Annotated in this window: 20 protein-coding genes; 18 read left to right on the forward strand and 2 right to left on the reverse strand. The window is 28.7% G+C overall.

The window, feature by feature from the left end; genetic code table 11:
* Nucleotides 1–6 precede the first annotated feature (6 nt).
* Nucleotides 7–354 (reverse strand): MGDG synthase family glycosyltransferase, encoded by a 348-nt coding sequence (locus KQI16_RS02745; protein WP_216432043.1) that lies wholly within the window; start codon nt 352–354, stop codon nt 7–9.
* Nucleotides 355–526: 172 nt separating this feature from the next.
* The gene (gene rpmE, locus KQI16_RS02750) at nt 527–730 is read right to left on the reverse strand and encodes a 50S ribosomal protein L31 (protein WP_119866196.1); all 204 of its coding nucleotides are present in this window, start codon (nt 728–730) and stop codon (nt 527–529) included.
* A gap of 150 nt (nt 731–880) precedes the next feature.
* Between rpmE and KQI16_RS02755 the strand changes: the two genes are divergently transcribed.
* From KQI16_RS02755 to KQI16_RS02840, 18 genes are all read left to right on the forward strand, one after another.
* Nucleotides 881–1,468, forward strand: coding sequence for a thymidine kinase (locus KQI16_RS02755; RefSeq protein WP_216432045.1), 588 nt, complete (start codon nt 881–883; stop codon nt 1,466–1,468).
* A gap of 12 nt (nt 1,469–1,480) precedes the next feature.
* Entirely contained in the window at nt 1,481–3,241 is a 1,761-nt protein-coding gene (gene prmC / locus KQI16_RS02760; RefSeq protein ID WP_216432047.1) for a peptide chain release factor N(5)-glutamine methyltransferase, read from the forward strand.
* A 61-nt stretch (nt 3,242–3,302) separates the two neighbouring features.
* Nucleotides 3,303–4,388 (forward strand): peptide chain release factor 1, encoded by a 1,086-nt coding sequence (gene prfA / locus KQI16_RS02765; RefSeq protein WP_216432049.1) that lies wholly within the window; start codon nt 3,303–3,305, stop codon nt 4,386–4,388.
* A 51-nt stretch (nt 4,389–4,439) separates the two neighbouring features.
* Nucleotides 4,440–5,027, forward strand: coding sequence for a hypothetical protein (locus KQI16_RS02770; RefSeq protein WP_216432051.1), 588 nt, complete (start codon nt 4,440–4,442; stop codon nt 5,025–5,027).
* Between the two features lie 18 nt (nt 5,028–5,045).
* Nucleotides 5,046–6,095, forward strand: coding sequence for an L-threonylcarbamoyladenylate synthase (locus KQI16_RS02775; RefSeq protein WP_216432053.1), 1,050 nt, complete (start codon nt 5,046–5,048; stop codon nt 6,093–6,095).
* Nucleotides 6,096–6,164: 69 nt separating this feature from the next.
* Nucleotides 6,165–6,614, forward strand: coding sequence for a ribose 5-phosphate isomerase B (gene rpiB / locus KQI16_RS02780; RefSeq protein ID WP_216432055.1), 450 nt, complete (start codon nt 6,165–6,167; stop codon nt 6,612–6,614).
* Nucleotides 6,615–6,710: 96 nt separating this feature from the next.
* Entirely contained in the window at nt 6,711–7,340 is a 630-nt protein-coding gene (upp, locus tag KQI16_RS02785) for a uracil phosphoribosyltransferase (protein WP_216432057.1), read from the forward strand.
* A gap of 244 nt (nt 7,341–7,584) precedes the next feature.
* The gene (gene wecB, locus KQI16_RS02790) at nt 7,585–8,736 is read left to right on the forward strand and encodes a non-hydrolyzing UDP-N-acetylglucosamine 2-epimerase (protein ID WP_216432059.1); all 1,152 of its coding nucleotides are present in this window, start codon (nt 7,585–7,587) and stop codon (nt 8,734–8,736) included.
* Between the two features lie 253 nt (nt 8,737–8,989).
* Nucleotides 8,990–9,352, forward strand: a complete 363-nt coding sequence (locus KQI16_RS02795) for a hypothetical protein (protein WP_216432060.1) — start codon at nt 8,990–8,992, stop codon at nt 9,350–9,352.
* Nucleotides 9,353–10,054: a F0F1 ATP synthase subunit A gene (locus tag KQI16_RS02800; RefSeq protein ID WP_216432062.1), complete on the forward strand. Its 702-nt coding sequence runs from the start codon at nt 9,353–9,355 to the stop codon at nt 10,052–10,054.
* Between the two features lie 34 nt (nt 10,055–10,088).
* Complete coding sequence (atpE, locus tag KQI16_RS02805; protein WP_119866185.1) at nt 10,089–10,313, forward strand: ATP synthase F0 subunit C; 225 nt, start codon at nt 10,089–10,091, stop codon at nt 10,311–10,313.
* Between the two features lie 41 nt (nt 10,314–10,354).
* Nucleotides 10,355–10,837 carry a F0F1 ATP synthase subunit B gene (locus tag KQI16_RS02810; protein WP_216432064.1) on the forward strand — a complete coding sequence of 161 codons (483 nt, stop codon included), beginning with the start codon at nt 10,355–10,357 and terminating at the stop codon, nt 10,835–10,837.
* A complete protein-coding gene (locus tag KQI16_RS02815; protein ID WP_216432066.1) occupies nt 10,837–11,376 on the forward strand; it encodes a F0F1 ATP synthase subunit delta in 540 nt (179 codons plus the stop codon). Before KQI16_RS02810 ends, KQI16_RS02815 begins: the two co-directional genes overlap by 1 nt.
* 10 nt (nt 11,377–11,386) lie before the next feature.
* Nucleotides 11,387–12,901: a F0F1 ATP synthase subunit alpha gene (atpA, locus tag KQI16_RS02820; protein WP_216432068.1), complete on the forward strand. Its 1,515-nt coding sequence runs from the start codon at nt 11,387–11,389 to the stop codon at nt 12,899–12,901.
* Nucleotides 12,902–12,935: 34 nt separating this feature from the next.
* Nucleotides 12,936–13,793 carry an ATP synthase F1 subunit gamma gene (gene atpG / locus KQI16_RS02825; RefSeq protein ID WP_216432071.1) on the forward strand — a complete coding sequence of 286 codons (858 nt, stop codon included), beginning with the start codon at nt 12,936–12,938 and terminating at the stop codon, nt 13,791–13,793.
* Nucleotides 13,794–13,808: 15 nt separating this feature from the next.
* A complete protein-coding gene (atpD, locus tag KQI16_RS02830) occupies nt 13,809–15,197 on the forward strand; it encodes a F0F1 ATP synthase subunit beta (protein WP_216432073.1) in 1,389 nt (462 codons plus the stop codon).
* 15 nt (nt 15,198–15,212) lie between these two features.
* Nucleotides 15,213–15,611: an ATP synthase delta/epsilon chain alpha-helix domain-containing protein gene (locus KQI16_RS02835; RefSeq protein ID WP_216432075.1), complete on the forward strand. Its 399-nt coding sequence runs from the start codon at nt 15,213–15,215 to the stop codon at nt 15,609–15,611.
* A 228-nt stretch (nt 15,612–15,839) separates the two neighbouring features.
* Nucleotides 15,840–16,478 (forward strand): hypothetical protein, encoded by a 639-nt coding sequence (locus KQI16_RS02840; RefSeq protein WP_216432077.1) that lies wholly within the window; start codon nt 15,840–15,842, stop codon nt 16,476–16,478.
* Nucleotides 16,479–16,491 lie beyond the last annotated feature (13 nt).

Raw genomic sequence — 16,491 nt, forward strand, 5'->3', positions numbered from 1 at the left:
TACTTTCTAAACAAAAAGATTTATAAATTTATTAAAAATATAAATCCAAATGTAATAGTAGCAACTCATCCCTTTGCTGTTCCTATAGCAGCAAATATAAAAAATAAAAGAAATTATTTTACCAATTAATAATGTGTTAGAAATTTTATATAAAAAACCATAAGTCTTAGGGAAAAATGATGCAGATATTTCATATCCTTTGATGAGTAAATTAGTCAATATTTTACTATTATTTTTTAAAAAATCATAGGTAATAACTTCGTAAGAATATTTTTTAAAAGTATCTGCTATTGAATTGGCTGCTTGATTATGACCTTCTCCTGTAGAAGTTGTTAATACTAAAACTTTTTTCATATCTTTATAACACTCGCTTTTCAATATTGCATAATAATTTTTATTATAAATAAAAGTAGCATTATTATTATAATATAAAATTACAATAGTATCAGTAATACTAAGAAAAAATTAAGAAAAGTTAAGAAAAATAATAGAAAAAATGGGAAAGAATATATCTTTCCCAAAATTCCTATTTAAGATTAAATCTCTTATTAAATTTGTCGACTCTTCCGCCAACGTCAACGATTTTTTGTTTACCAGTGAAGAATGGGTGGCATTTAGAGCATATTTCTACTTTTAGTTCGTCTTTAACAGAACCAGTTGTAAAAGTATTTCCACATGCACACTTAACTACAGCTTCGTGATTGTATTTTGGATGTATGCCTTCTCTCATTTTTTTCACCTCTTTCGATTACTTCAATAACTATCTTAATATAACATATGTAAATGCTTCAGTCAAGAAGCTGCAGAGTTAAAATATTTTTGATTAACTATAATATTCAATGATATAATTTTAATATATCTAACAAAAAGGAGAAGGATTATGAGTAAATTATATTTTAGATATGGAGCAATGAATTCAGGAAAATCAACTCATCTTATGCAGGTTGCACACAATTATGAAGAAAGAGGAATGAGAGTAGCTCTTTTAAAACCATTAACAGATACTAAAGGTGGGGACAAGTTAGTATCTAGATTAGGTGTAGAAAGAAAAGTAGATTTAGTAATTTCAAATAAGGATAATGTTCTTGAAAAAATAAAGGCTTATATTGATGAAAAAGGAAAAATAGATTGTATTTTAGTAGATGAAACTCAGTTTTTAAAAGCAGAACAAATAGATCAATTATTTGAGATAGCAGTTTGTTTAGATATTCCTGTAATTTGTTATGGACTAAGAACTGATTTTAAGATGCAAGGCTTTGAAGGAAGCACAAGACTGTTATTATTAGCTCATAGCATAGAGGAAATGAAAACTATATGTAAATGTGGAAGAAAAGCAGTATTGAATGGGAGAAAAGTTAATGGTAAATTTGTTTTTGAAGGAGAACAAATTGCAATAGATAATTCAGACAGTATTGAATACGAATCTTTATGCGGGAATTGCTATTATAAGTATAAAAATAATTTATAAAGAGGGGATTAAATGAGAAAAACAAATGTTGGAGGTCAAGCTGTTATTGAAGGCGTTATGATGAGAGGAAGTAAGGGACAGGCAACAGCAGTAAGAACTCCAAGTAAAAAGATTGAAGTAACTTTTGAAAAGATAGTTCCTATAACAAAAAAATACAAATTTTTAAATATTCCCTTTATAAGAGGAATATTTGTATTAATAGATTCTTTAAAAACTGGAATTAGTACCCTAAATTACTCTGCATCTTTCTTTGAAGAGGAAGAAGAGGAATCAAAATTTGAAAAATGGATAAGTAAAAAGTTAGGTGATAAAAGTAATGATGTTTTAGTTATCTTAACATTGCTATTATCTTTTGGATTATCAATAGCTTTATTTATAGCCATACCTACTTTTATAGCATCTTTATTTAGATTTTTAAATTTAACTCCAATAGTTTTGAATTTAATAGAATCTATTATAAGAATATTTATATTAATAATGTATATGTATTTTATAAGTAAAATGGAAGATATATATAGATTGTATCAATATCATGGAGCAGAACATAAAACTATTTATTGTTACGAAGCAGAAAAAGAGTTGACAGTTGAGAATGTAAAGAAATTTAGCAGGTTTCATCCTAGATGTGGAACTAATTTTATGTTTTTAACTATGTTCATAAGTATAATTATTTTTAGTTTAACAGGCTGGGGAAATATTATTGAAAGAATTATATTAAGAATTATTTTAATTCCCCTTGTTTCAGGAATTACTTATGAATTACTGAGATGGCTAGGAAAAAGTAATAGCATCTTATCTAGAATAATAGCTTATCCAGGTATAATGTTACAGAATCTAACAACTAAGGAACCGGATGATGATCAGATTGAGGTGGCAATAATGGCGCTTATGAAAGCTGAAGGAATAGAAGAAAAAGAAAAGAAAATAGGAGAATTAATAGAAAAAGGGATTTCTATATTAAAGGAAAATGATATTGAAACTTATAGGTTAGATACGCAATTAATTTTAGCTCATGTTTTAAAAAAGGATAAATTGTATATAATGACTAACAGGGATGTTTCTGTATCAATAAAAAATGAAGAGGAATTCTTAAAACTTATTGAAAAAAGAGCAAATAAAATGCCTTTGAAATATATTCTTGGTGAAACTGAATTTATGGGATTAGATTTTATTGTAAAAGAAGGTGTTTTAATTCCAAGAAATGATACAGAAATATTAGTAGAAGAAGTATTAAAATTAATTAAAGATGAAGATGAATTAGAAGTATGTGATCTTTGTTCAGGAAGTGGGGCAATAGGTATATCTTTAGCTTATTATAAAAGGAAAATAAAGGTTGATGAAATTGATTATTATGATATTCCTGAAGAAGTAACTAAGAGTAATATTGCTAAACATAATTTGCAAGATAGAGTTAAATTTATAAAAAGCGATTTATTAAAAGAAATTATAAAAGAGAATAAAAAATATGATATATTAGTTTCAAATCCACCTTATATAAAAAGAGAGGAAATTAATCATTTAATGGAAGATGTAAAAGATTATGAGCCTCATACTGCATTAGATGGAGGAGAAGATGGCTTATTCTTTTATAGAAGAATAATAGAAGAAAGCAAAAAAGTATTAAAAGAAAATTCATTAATAGCCTTTGAAATAGGTTATGATCAAGCTGAAGAAGTAAGTGAATTATTAGATTATAATGGCTTTAAAAATATAAAGATAATAAAAGATTTAGCAGGCCTACACAGAGTAGTGCTGGCAGAGTTTAAATATTGATAGACTTGTAGTATTTTGATATAATAAATAGATGTTAAAAAATTTAGTACGGAGTGATAAGATGTTATTAGATAAATTAGCTTTTACGGAAAATAAATATGAAGAATTATCAGCTAAAATATCAGATCCTGCAGTTATGGCTAACCAAAATGAATGGAGAAAGCTTTGCAAGGAGCATGCTGATTTAGAAATTTTAGTTAATGCTTATAGAGAATATAAAAGTGTAATGGAAGAGTTAGAAGCTAATAAAGAAATGTTAGCAGAAGAAAGTGACAAAGACATGAAAGAAATGATCGCTGAAGAAATAGCTTCATTAACAGAAAGAAAAGAACAATTAGAAAAGGAAATTCAAATTCTTCTATTACCTAAAGACCCTAATGATGATAAAAACGTCTTTGTTGAAATTAGAGGGGGAGCAGGTGGTGAAGAAGCAGCACTATTTGCAGCTAATCTTTTCAGAATGTACACAAGATATGCAGAAAAACAAAGATGGACTGTTGAAGTTATGAATGTTAACGAAACTGATATTGGTGGTTTCAAAGAAGTAGTATTTATGGTCAAAGGTCAAGGGGCTTATTCTAAATTGAAGTATGAAAGTGGAGTTCATAGAGTTCAAAGAGTTCCAGACACAGAATCAAGTGGTAGAATTCATACATCAACAGCAACAGTTGCAGTTCTTCCAGAAGTTGATGATGTTGAAATAGAAATTAATGAGAAAGACATAAGAATTGATGTGTTTAGAGCTTCAGGTAACGGTGGACAATGTGTAAATACTACAGATTCAGCTGTAAGAATTACACACTTCCCATCAGGTATAGTAGTTTCATGCCAAGATGAAAAATCACAGTTAAAAAATAAAGAAAAAGCTATGAAGGTATTAAGAGCTAGATTATATGAATTAGCTGAAGCAGAAAGAAATGCAGGAATTGCTGAAGAAAGAAAGAGCCAAGTTGGAACAGGAGATAGAAGTGAAAGGATAAGAACTTATAACTATCCTCAAGGTAGAGTAACTGATCACAGAATTGGATTAACTTTGTATAAATTGGATACATTCTTAGATGGAGATATTGATGAAGTAATAAATGCATTAATAACAGCAGATCAAGCAGAAAAAATGAAATCAATGGGGAATACTGATTCTATATAATTTAAAAGCCTTACATTATTATGTGAGGCTTTTAAAGTAGGTAAATGTAGTATGAAGATAGAGAAAGCGTTAAAAAAAGAGCAGAAGAATATAAAAAGATTCTATATATTAATGATTTTCTTATTTATTTCATTGCCTTTATTGCTCTTAATATCTCAAGTAAAATCTCTTTTTATTACAATTTATTTATATATATTGGAAATATTAATAGTAATCTCCTGTATATCTAAAGCTAACTACCATTATTTAAAATTTTCGGTTAAAAATAATAAGCTGAAATTTAAGAGCGGTTTATTTGGAAAAGAAGCGATATTACTATGCGATAAGGTAGTGTTAGTTCATACAAATAAAGCTGAAGAAGATCTTAATATAGTATTAGTATCAACATCAAAGTTTAGAAATAATTATTTAAAACCTATAACAAAGACTTTTATGAAGAAGTATCCTGAAGCTTCAAATTTGTACATAAAAATAAAAAGAAATAGGCCGGAAGAAATATATTATTTTCAAGTAATAAAAAAAGGTGCTTTAAAAAAATATATTCTGCTTGATGAAGTTTTTAAAAATTGTGTAAAAGCACAGTATACTGCATCAGCAATAGAAAACATAAAAATAGCCAGAGGTCAGATAGAATTATAGAAGAAAGAAGGTAAACTTTTGGAAACAAGGGTAGCTATTATAAAAGATGTAAATAAAGATATTCAAAAGATTCAGGAAGCTGCAAAAATAATAAATAATGGTGGAACTGTTGTATTTCCAACAGAAACAGTTTATGGATTAGGGGCAAATGCCTTAGATGAAGAAGCGGTAAAAAAAATATTTGTAGCAAAAGGAAGGCCGCAAGATAATCCACTTATAGTTCATGTGGCTGATAAAGATATAACTCCTTTAGTTAAGGAAGTTCCAGAAGTTGCAAGAAAACTTATTGATAAATTTTGGCCAGGACCATTGACAATAATACTAAAAAAGAAAGATATTATTCCCAATATAACTAGTGCAAATCTTGAAAGCATAGGAATAAGAATGCCTGATAATGATATTGCTTTAAAGTTAATTGAATTATCAGAAAAGCCAATTGCAGCTCCATCAGCAAATATATCTGGAAGACCAAGTCCAACTGATTTGGAGAGATGTGTTGAAGATTTAAACGGAAGGGTAGATTATATTTTAGGTGGAGAGAGAAGTAATGTTGGAGTGGAATCAACAATTGTTGATTGTACAACAAATCCACCAGTTGTTTTAAGACCAGGCGGTATAACTTTAGAAATGCTTAAAGAGATCGATTCAAGAATAGAGATAGATAAAGCAATTATGGGTAAACCTAAAGAGGATTTGAAACCTAAAGCTCCTGGAATGAAATATAGGCATTATGCTCCTAAAGCAAAACTAAAAATAATTAAAGGAAATAAAGAAAAAACTATTGAAAAAATTCAAGAAATAGTGGAGAATTATATAGATATAAAAAAAGAAGTAGTAATTTTAACTACTGATGAATTTAAAAATAAATTTAATAAAGGTAAAGTAATTTCCTTAGGAAATGAACAAGACCTTGAAGAAATAGCCAGAAACCTTTTTGAAGCATTAAGGACTTGTGATGATTTAGGTGCAGATTTAATACTGTGTCAATCCTTTGAAGAAAAGGGTGTAGGTGTAGCTATTATGAATAGATTAAATAAAGCAGCAGGGTTTGACATAATAGAAGTATAGAGGGAAGAGGGAGGGGGAAACCTTTCTCTTTTTTTGTAATATTATACATATGTTTTAGGAGGTTATTTTATGAAAATAGCGTTAGGCTCAGATCATGGTGGTTTTGAATTAAAAGAAAGCATAAAAAAGTTTTTAATATCAGAGGGCTATGAAGTAAAAGATTTTGGAACCACTTCAACAGAATCTTGCGATTATCCAGACTATGCCCTTCCAGTAGCAGAAGCAGTTTTAAAAAAAGAAGTCGATTTTGGAATTCTAGTTTGTGGAACTGGAATAGGAATAAGTATTGCTGCTAATAAGGTTCCAGGTATTAGGGCTGCATTATGTTCAGATACATTTAGTGCTCATGCAACTAGAGAACATAATGACGCAAATATATTGGCTTTAGGTCAAAGGGTTGTTGGAGAAGGATTAGCTTTAGATATAGTAAAAACATTTTTAAAGACAGAATTTCAAGGTGAAAGACATCAAAAAAGAATTGATAAAATAACCGAAATAGAAAAGAAATACTGTAAGTAACAATTTTTAATTCCGAATATTTAATTGCAAAAAGATTAATATTAATTAATAATTTGTAATTATTAAATATTAATTATATAAATTTAGGAGGAAAAAATGAGTAAAGTAACAGAAATTAAACATCCATTAATATCACATAAGTTGGCAATAATAAGGAGTAAAGACACAGGATCAAAGGACTTTAGAGAGATAGTTGAAGAATTATCTATGCTTATGGCATATGAAGTTACTAGAGATTTAAGTACAGAAGAAGTAGAAATTGAAACTCCAATTTGTAAGGCAAAATGCCGTATGTTATCAGGAAAGAAAATGGCTATAGTACCTATATTAAGAGCAGGTTTAGGAATGGTAGATGGTATGTTAAGATTAATACCTGCAGCTAAGGTAGGACATATAGGTTTATATAGAAATGAAGAAACTCTTCAACCAGTAGAATATTTTTGTAAATTACCTCAAGATATAGCAGAAAGAGATGTAATAGTTGTAGATCCAATGCTTGCAACTGGTGGATCATCAGCAGATGCTTTAACAATGTTAAAAAAGAGAGGGGCTAAGAATCTTAGACTTATGTGCTTAGTTGGAGCTCCAGAAGGAATTAAATATGTTCAAGAAAAACATCCTGATGTAGATATTTATTTAGCACAAATAGATGAAAAGTTAAATGAAAATGGATATATAGTACCAGGTTTAGGAGATGCTGGAGATAGATTATTCGGAACTAAGTAGTTCAATGGATATTTAAGGAATAAACTCTGAAAGCTGCTTTGGAATATGAAAAAGAAGATTGCCATGCAATCTTCTTTTTTTTAGAATTTTAGTTAATTTGAAGCTCTATAAAATGTCAATTGTTAATTCTCAATTGTTAATTGTTTTACTTGGTAGTATAATTGAATATAATATATTTACAAAGTATAACAATAAATAAAATAGATTATTTATTTCTTATAAGTAGTATTAGGAGGAAAAAAAGTTGGAAAAGAAAAAGATAATAACTATCTTTGGTACTAGACCGGAAGCAATAAAAATGGCTCCTCTAGTTAAGGAATTAGAAAAGAGGGAAGGGATAGTATCAAAAGTATGTGTAACTGCACAGCATAGAGAAATGTTAGATCAAGTATTGGAATATTTTGATATAAAGCCTGATTTTGATTTAAATATAATGAAAAACAAGCAAAGTTTAACCGGTATAACCAATAGAGTATTAGAGGGATTGGAAGAAATATTTTCAATTGAAAAACCAGATATGGTATTAGTTCATGGAGATACTACTACAACTTTCTCGGGAGCTTTAGCAGCCTTTTATCAACAAATTAAGGTTGGTCATGTTGAGGCTGGATTAAGAACTTACAATAAGTATTTTCCATTTCCAGAAGAAATGAATAGGAAATTAACAGCTTCTTTAGCAGATTTACATTTTGCTCCAACTAAAAATTCAAAAGAAAATCTCATAAAAGAAGGAGTAAATGAAAAAAATATATACATAACAGGTAATACTGTTATTGATGCTATGATGCATACTGTTAAGGAGGATTTTAAATTTAATATTGATTTACTTAATAATATAGATTATGTAAATAAGAAGGTTATTCTAATAACTGCTCATAGAAGAGAAAACTGGGGAGAAGGAATTAATAATATATGTGAAGCTTTAAATAGAATTATAGAAGAAAATAAAGATGTAGAATTAATATATTTAGTTCATTTAAATCCAGTTGTAAAAGATGTTGTTTATAAAAAATTAGGTAATAATGAAAGAATTCATTTATTGAAGCCCCTTGATACTAATGAAACTCATAATTTAATGAATAAGTGTTTTATGGTAATGACAGATTCCGGTGGGTTGCAGGAAGAGGCACCACATTTAGGAAAGCCTGTATTAGTTTTAAGAGATGTAACAGAAAGACCTGAAGCTGTAGAATATGGCACAGTAAAACTTGTAGGAACAAATATTGAAAAAATAGTATCGGAGGCTAATAAATTAATAAGAGATAAGGATGAATATTTAAAAATGAGTAGAGCTACAAACCCTTATGGAGATGGTTATGCCTCAAAAAGAATAGCAGATATAATAGAAAACTATTTTAATATAAGAAAATTAGAGATAAAAGAATTTTTAAAATAAAAAAAACTTCCTTTAGGGAGTTTTTTATTTTAAAAATGAGAATGGAAAATGAATAATAAAAATATATAATTACTTTAATTTCTTAATTATACTTAGCAAATTGATGATATTTAGAAGTGAAGTAAGAAAATAGAACTAAAACTATTAAAAATGAAAAAATTACATATATTATAGATTAAAATGGGCAAATACAAGATTTTAAATTATTTTTTTATAGGACTATAATAACATAAGTTGAATGGGGTGTAGATAGATGAGTAAGGAAATGAATAACTTATTTAAAATAATGATAAAATATGATTTAATAGGAGGATTTTTTCTTACAACAATTCTATCTATAGTGGTGAATATAAAATTTTCTATTATTTTTTTATTTGGAGATTTAGTATCTTTGATAAATGCAGTATCTAGCGGTATTTTACTAGAATATGCTTTGAAAAAGGGTAAAGGTGTATTTCTTTTTATTACTTACATAATAAGAATATTGATAATAGTAATTCTTGCAATCCCTTTTTTAAATAATCTTATGGAAATTATAGCTTATATATTAGGCTATATGCTTCATTTTATTTTTCAAGTAATATATTGGATTAATGTTAGGAAGGAGGAGAGTTAATTGGAACAGTTGGAGCCTATATGGTCATTTTCTCTTGGTCCTATAACTATTGATATTGTTCCTGAAATAATAATACAATGGGCTATTATGCTAGTTATAATTTTACTTGCTTTATGGACAACTAGAGATTTAAAAATTAAGCCAGGCAAAAAGCAAGCTGTTGTAGAATTATTATATGAAAAGTTAAAAGATGTATTAGTTGCAAATATGGGAGAAAAAAATATAGAACTAATGCCATTCATAGGAACATTATTTATTTTCTTATTAATAATGAATCTTATGGGACTAACAGGCTTGCCTGTACCAACTAAAAATTTTAGTGTTACAGTTGGAATGGGGCTAATAACATTCTTTATAGTGCAATATTATCCAATAAAAAAATATGGATTAAAAGAATATTTTGCGGCTTACAAAAAACCAACATGGATAATTACACCAATTAATATATTAGAAAGAATAATGCTCCCTGTATCATTGGCACTAAGACTATTTGGTAATATACTAGCAGCTACTTTTTTAGTGGAGTTAGTTTATGAAGCTTTACACAAAGTAAGTTTCTTTGCTCAGCTAGTAATACCAGTACCATTACATGCATATTTTGATATATTTGATGGAGCTATTCAGACAGTTATTTTTGTTATGCTTACAATGATAAATATTAAAATAACAGCAGAACATTCAAATCCAGAAGAAGAACATTAAAGAAAAAATTTATTTTTAAAGGAGGAATTTATTTATGGAAATGAGAGCACTTGGAGCAGCAATAGCAGTATTAGTAGGTATAGGAGCTGCAATTGGAATTGGAAATGCAACAGCAAAAGCAGTGGAGGGAATAGCGAGACAACCAGAAGCTAGTGGTAAGATAACTACAGCTTTAATGCTAGGTTCAGCTTTTGCAGAAGCAACAGCTATTTATGGATTATTAGTTTCAATACTTTTAATATTTGTAGGTATAAAATAAATGGTAAAAATAAATGATAATTATAGAAGGGAGCAGCAAATATGAGTATAAACCTAAGCACCCTTATAGCAACAATAATTAACTTTGTGATTTTATATTTAATACTTAAAAAGTTTTTCTTTGCAAAAATTGCTACAATTATTGAAGAGAGAGAGGAATTAATAAACGAAAAATTAGATAATGCTGAAGAAGAAATTACAAAGGCTAGAATACTTGCTATAGAGAATGAGAAAATTCTAAAGAAAGCTAGAGAAGAAGGTAAGTTGATAACTCAACAAGAAAAGGCTAAAGCTGATAAAATATATCATGAAATAATAGAAGAAGCAAATGAAGAAGCTAAGGTTATAATTTCAAGAGCTAGAAAGGAAATAGCTAGAGAAAGAGAAAAAGCAGAAGCTCAGTTAAAAACTCAAGTGGTAGATTTAGCTATGGAATTAGCTGAAAAGATTATTGAAAAAAATGTAGATGAAGACAAGAATAGAGAACTTATTGAGGATTTCATAAAAAAGGTAGGTAATTCATAATGTATGAATATTTAGACCGTAGATATGCTTTAGCCCTTTATGATATAGCAGAAAAAAAAGGCAATGTGGACAAGTATATCCAAGACCTAAAAGAAATAAATAATCTTATTGAAAATAATAAAGAACTTAAAGAAGTAATTAAACATCCACAAATAAGTACAAAACAAAAGAAAAAAACCTTTATTAGTATTTTTAAAGGCAAAATAGATGAGGAATTATTGACATTTTTACTATTATTGATAGAAAAGGATAGAATACTTTTCTTAAAAGAAAAAATTATTCAATTAGAAAAAATACAGTTAGAAAGAAAAAATACTATTAAAGGAATAGTAAAAACAACTATCCCTCTTACTGATAATGAAAGAAAGGAATTAATAGCCAAATTAGAAGCAAAATATAATAAGAGTATTATACTAGAAGAAATAATTGATCCTAGTATATTAGGAGGAATTTATTTAAGAATTGATAATGATGTAATTGATGGAACAGTTAGATCTAAATTAAATGGAATAAAGCAATTAGTTACAAGAAGAGAATAGAGGTGAGGATATGCATATTAATCCTGAAGAAATTACTTCCATTATTAGGAAAGAAATAAAAAGATATGAAGAAAAGGTTGAAACAGTAGATTCAGGAACAATTGTTCAAGTTGGTGATGGTATAGCAAGAGTTTATGGATTAGATGACTGTATGCAGGGGGAACTTTTAGAATTTCCTAACAATGTTTATGGAATGGCTCTAAATTTAGAACAAGATAATGTTGGTTGTGTTTTACTTGGACCAGAAGATGAAGTCAAGGAAGGAGATATAGTAAAAAGAACCAATAAGATTGTTGAAGTTCCTGTAGGAGAAGCCCTTCTTGGAAGAGTTGTAAATTCACTAGGTGAACCTATAGATGGTAAGGGGCCAATAAATAATTCAGGTTATAGACCTATAGAGGTACCAGCACCAAGTATTATAGATAGAAGTTCAGTAAATGAACCATTACAAACAGGTATCAAGGCAATTGATTCTATGATACCTATTGGTAAAGGACAAAGAGAACTTATAATAGGCGATAGACAAACAGGTAAAACTGCAATTGCAATAGATGCCATAATAAATCAAAAAGGAAAAGATGTAATATGTATTTACGTAGCAATAGGACAAAAGCAGTCAACTGTTGCGCATATAGTAAATACTTTAGATAAGGCTGGAGCACTAGACTATACAATAGTAGTAAGTGGTACAGCATCTGAATCTGCACCTCTACAATATTTGGCACCATATGCGGGATGCAGTATGGGCGAATATTTTATGCATGATGGAAAAGACGTTTTAATAGTATATGACGATTTATCTAAACATGCGGTTGCTTATAGAACAATGTCATTATTATTAAGAAGACCACCAGGTAGAGAAGCTTACCCAGGAGATGTTTTCTATATTCATTCAAGACTTTTAGAAAGAGCGGCAAAACTTTCAGAAGAAAATGGTGGAGGTTCCTTAACAGCTCTTCCTATAATAGAAACATTAGCAGGAGATGTTACTGCATATATACCAACTAATGTAATTTCAATAACAGATGGGCAAATATTTTTAGATGCAGATTTATTTAGATCAGGACAAAGGCCTGCGGTAAATGCTGGTATTTCCGTATCAAGAGTTGGAGGAAATGCTCAAACAAAGGCTATGAAACAGGTATCAGGTACATTAAGACTTGAACTTGCTCAATATAGAGAGCTTGAAGCTTTTGCTCAATTTGGTTCAGATTTAGATAAGGATTCTAAAAAAAGATTAGAAAAAGGTAAAAGATTAGTTGAAGTATTAAAACAAGATCAATATGAACCAATGCCAGTTGAAAAACAAATAGTTATTTTATATGCAGCAGTTAATAATTTCTTATCAGATATAAAAGTAAGTGCTATAAGAAAATTTGAAGGAGAATTTTTAGAGTACCTGGATACATATTATAGAGATTTACTAAAGAAAATAAGAAATGAAAAAGTATTGAATGATGAAATAAAATTGGAAATAGAAAAATCCATAATAGAATTTAAAAAGATATTCTTACAAGATGCATAGCTATTAGCTATGCAATTCTTTAGGAGGTGAAACCTTGGGAGCAGCAGGACTTATAGAAATTAAAAGAAGAATGAAGTCAGTAGAAAGTACAAGGAAAATAACAAAAGCAATGAATATAGTGGCTACCTCTAAACTTAGAAAAGTAAGGAATGAACTAAATAAAAATGAAGATTATTATAATCTATCAAAGGAAATTTTAAAGAAAGTAGTAGCTTCACTTCCAGAAGATTATGAAAGTCCCTTCCTAAACAACCTTTCTAAGGATTTAACAGATAGTAAACTATATATAGTTATTAGCTCTGATACAGGATTTTGCGGAGGCTTTAACAGTAATATAATAAATACATTGAATGAATCTATTGAGAATAAGGACTCTACAAAATTTATTGTTGCAGGATTAAGAGGAATTCAGTATATGAAAAAGTGTGGTTTAAAAGCCCTTAAGGAATATATAGAAATACCAGATATCCCAACAACCAAGGAAGTAAGAGCTTTATATGATGATGCTTTATTTATGTTTAAAAATAAAGAAGTATCAGAGGTTAATATAGTTTATACTGAATATAAATCTGCAGTTTCTCAAGAGATAAAAATAGAAAAAATATTTCCTGTTGATATAGAAAAAGAAGAACAAGAGGAGATAATTCTTGAGCCTGATTTAGAAAAAGTATTGAATTCCAGCTTAGACAATTATATAAAAAGTAAAATAAGAAGAGCCATGCTTCATTCAAAAGCAAGTGAACAAAATGCACGAATGAAAACTATGGATTCCTCAACAGATAATGCAAATGATATATTAAAAGCATTAACTATTAATTATAACAGAATAAGACAGGGAATGATAACTCAGGAAATATCAGAAATCGTGGGAGGAGCAGAAGCACTAAAATAGTGAGGAGGAATTACTATGTCTCAGAGAGTAGGAAAAGTAGTTCAAGTAATTGGACCAGTTGTAGATATAAGGTTTGATTCAGATACTTTACCCAATATTTATAATGAAATTAGGATAGATATGGGAGATAGGGAATTAGTAGCTGAAGTAGAACAGCATATCGGTGATGATATAGTTAGAACTATAGCTATGGAATCAACCGATGGATTAAAAAGAGGTATGAAAGCTATAGATACTGGTAATTGTATAACTGTACCAGTAGGAGAAGAAGTATTAGGAAGGGTATTTAACGTTTTAGGAAAACCTATTGATAATGAAGGTGAATTTATAGTAAAAGAAAAATATCCAATTCATAGGCCTGCACCAAGTTTTCAAGAACAATCACTAGAACCAGAAATATTAGTAACAGGAATAAAAGTAATAGATTTACTTGCACCTTATCAAAAGGGTGGTAAAATAGGTCTATTTGGTGGTGCAGGAGTTGGAAAAACTGTATTAATACAAGAGCTTATTAATAATGTAGCTAAAGAACTTGGAGGTCTTTCTGTATTTACAGGAGTAGGAGAAAGATCAAGAGAAGGAAACGACCTATATTATGAAATGAAAGAATCAGGAGTAATTAAAAATACAGCTTTAGTATTTGGACAAATGAATGAATCACCAGGTGCAAGAATGAGAGTTGCTCTTACAGGTTTGACAATGGCAGAGTATTTTAGAGATAAAGGGCAAGATGTATTATTATTTATAGACAATATATTTAGATATACACAAGCCGGATCAGAAGTTTCTGCCCTTCTTGGAAGAATACCTTCGGCAGTTGGATATCAGCCAACATTAGCAACAGAAATGGGAGCACTTCAAGAAAGAATAACATCAACACAAAGTGGTTCAATTACTTCAGTTCAAGCAGTTTATGTCCCTGCTGATGACCTTACAGACCCAGCACCAGCAACAACCTTTACTCACCTTGATGCAACAACTGTACTATCAAGAAGTATAGCAGAATTAGGTATTTATCCAGCAGTTGATCCATTAGAATCAAGCTCAAGGACATTAGATCCAAGAATAGTTGGTAAAGAACATTATGAAGTTGCTACAGAAGTAAAGAATATCCTTGAAAGATATAAAGAGCTTCAAGATATAATTGCAATATTAGGTGTAGATGAACTTGGAGAAGAAGATAAGAAGATAGTTGCAAGGGCAAGAAGAATCCAAAGATTTTTATCACAACCTTTTACAGTTGCAGAGCAATTTACAGGTATGAAGGGTAAATTTGTTCCTTTGGAAGAAACTGTAAGAGGATTTAAAGAAATTGTTGAAGGTAAATATGATGATATACCAGAATCAGCCTTCTTATTTGTTGGTACAATAGATGAAGTTATAGAAAAGGCTAAAAATCTATGATAGGAGATGAAAATAATGAGTAATACTTTTACTGTAAATATTATATCTCCTGGAAAAGAACCTTTTGTAGCAGAGATAGAAAGTTTAAAAACAGTTTCTGAGGATGGTGAATTTGAATTTTTAGCAAACCATGCAGCAATAATAATTAGTACAATTCCTACAACTACCGTTATAAGAACTGGGGAGAAAAGAGAAAAATTTTTCACGTCTTTTGGAATAATATATTTTAAAGATAATGTATTAAAATTTTGCTGTGATGCCTTTGAAAAAGCTTCTGAAATAGATCCAATAAGAGCAGAAACTTCTAAAAAGAGAGCAGAAGAAAGAATTAATAAAGGAACTAACATTGATATAGAAAGAGCTAAAAGGGCTCTTGCAAGAGCAAATGCAAGACTTAATACAATTGAAGGATGAGAATTGACAATTTGGAATAGAATTTTAAGGTACGAGTTTAAATGCTCGTACCTTTTTACTTTTATCTTAGAAAAATTGTCTGTTTTCCATTTATAATTGTCAATTATAATAGATTTTTGACATTTATTCACAAATTTCAACTTACTAAATATATTATATTATAGCTGCTTTTATTGAATAAAAAAAATTAATAGGACAATAATTAAAAAAAGAAAGGCAGGGAAGTAGATGAGAAAATTATTAATTTTAATTTCTTCTATTGTTATTTCTTTTTTAATTATTGGAGCTATACCTAAAAAAAATAAAAGTATAGATGAATTTAATTTATTAGCAACTGGACTAATAGAGATAAATAATTTTTTAGAAAATGGGGTTAGGGTTGAATATAATACAAAAAATAAGCTTAGTCAGGAATATTATTTTATCAAAAATAATTTTATTAAAATCTTTGGAGAAAAAATAGAAGTTTCAGAGAATAGCATTGAATATATAGATGCTTATAAAAATGTAAAAGCATTATTTTGGACTAATAATGATACAAGCTATATTAGAATTGATTATTTTAATAATGATGAAAATATTGAAATTATGGAAATAAGAAATATTTTGGAAGAAATTATAAATTATAAAAAAGAAAAAGTGAAATATTTTGACTTTATAAAGCTAAAAATAATAGAAGAAGAGAAAGATGATACAAAAAAAATCATAAGGAATTATATAAAAGACAAGGAGTTTTTAAAAGTAAAAAATGGAATTATAGGGAAGGGAATACTAAAAGATAATACTAAAATTAATGTTGGTTATATGCAATATACCACAGGAGAATATTTAATTATAGGAACACCGGTTATATTCGTAACATACTAATAATTCATTGTGG

This window comes from Caproiciproducens sp. MSJ-32 (assembly GCF_018918055.1).
GTDB lineage: Bacteria > Bacillota > Clostridia > Clostridiales > Clostridiaceae > Clostridium.

What these genes read in the sequence shown, in the direction of transcription:
- KQI16_RS02755 (WP_216432045.1), top strand. Translation starts at nt 881, where the DNA reads ATGAGTAAATTATATTTTAGATATGGAGCAATGAATTCAGGAAAATCA.
- KQI16_RS02840 (WP_216432077.1), top strand. Translation starts at nt 15,840, where the DNA reads ATGAGAAAATTATTAATTTTAATTTCTTCTATTGTTATTTCTTTTTTA.
- KQI16_RS02810 (WP_216432064.1), top strand. Translation starts at nt 10,355, where the DNA reads ATGAGTATAAACCTAAGCACCCTTATAGCAACAATAATTAACTTTGTG.
- KQI16_RS02795 (WP_216432060.1), top strand. Translation starts at nt 8,990, where the DNA reads ATGAGTAAGGAAATGAATAACTTATTTAAAATAATGATAAAATATGAT.
- KQI16_RS02770 (WP_216432051.1), top strand. Translation starts at nt 4,440, where the DNA reads ATGAAGATAGAGAAAGCGTTAAAAAAAGAGCAGAAGAATATAAAAAGA.
- upp (WP_216432057.1), top strand. Translation starts at nt 6,711, where the DNA reads ATGAGTAAAGTAACAGAAATTAAACATCCATTAATATCACATAAGTTG.
- rpmE (WP_119866196.1), bottom strand. Translation starts at nt 730, where the DNA reads ATGAGAGAAGGCATACATCCAAAATACAATCACGAAGCTGTAGTTAAG.
- KQI16_RS02745 (WP_216432043.1), bottom strand. Translation starts at nt 354, where the DNA reads ATGAAAAAAGTTTTAGTATTAACAACTTCTACAGGAGAAGGTCATAAT.
- atpD (WP_216432073.1), top strand. Translation starts at nt 13,809, where the DNA reads ATGTCTCAGAGAGTAGGAAAAGTAGTTCAAGTAATTGGACCAGTTGTA.
- KQI16_RS02835 (WP_216432075.1), top strand. Translation starts at nt 15,213, where the DNA reads ATGAGTAATACTTTTACTGTAAATATTATATCTCCTGGAAAAGAACCT.
- prmC (WP_216432047.1), top strand. Translation starts at nt 1,481, where the DNA reads ATGAGAAAAACAAATGTTGGAGGTCAAGCTGTTATTGAAGGCGTTATG.
- rpiB (WP_216432055.1), top strand. Translation starts at nt 6,165, where the DNA reads ATGAAAATAGCGTTAGGCTCAGATCATGGTGGTTTTGAATTAAAAGAA.
- KQI16_RS02815 (WP_216432066.1), top strand. Translation starts at nt 10,837, where the DNA reads ATGTATGAATATTTAGACCGTAGATATGCTTTAGCCCTTTATGATATA.
- atpA (WP_216432068.1), top strand. Translation starts at nt 11,387, where the DNA reads ATGCATATTAATCCTGAAGAAATTACTTCCATTATTAGGAAAGAAATA.
- atpE (WP_119866185.1), top strand. Translation starts at nt 10,089, where the DNA reads ATGGAAATGAGAGCACTTGGAGCAGCAATAGCAGTATTAGTAGGTATA.
- prfA (WP_216432049.1), top strand. Translation starts at nt 3,303, where the DNA reads ATGTTATTAGATAAATTAGCTTTTACGGAAAATAAATATGAAGAATTA.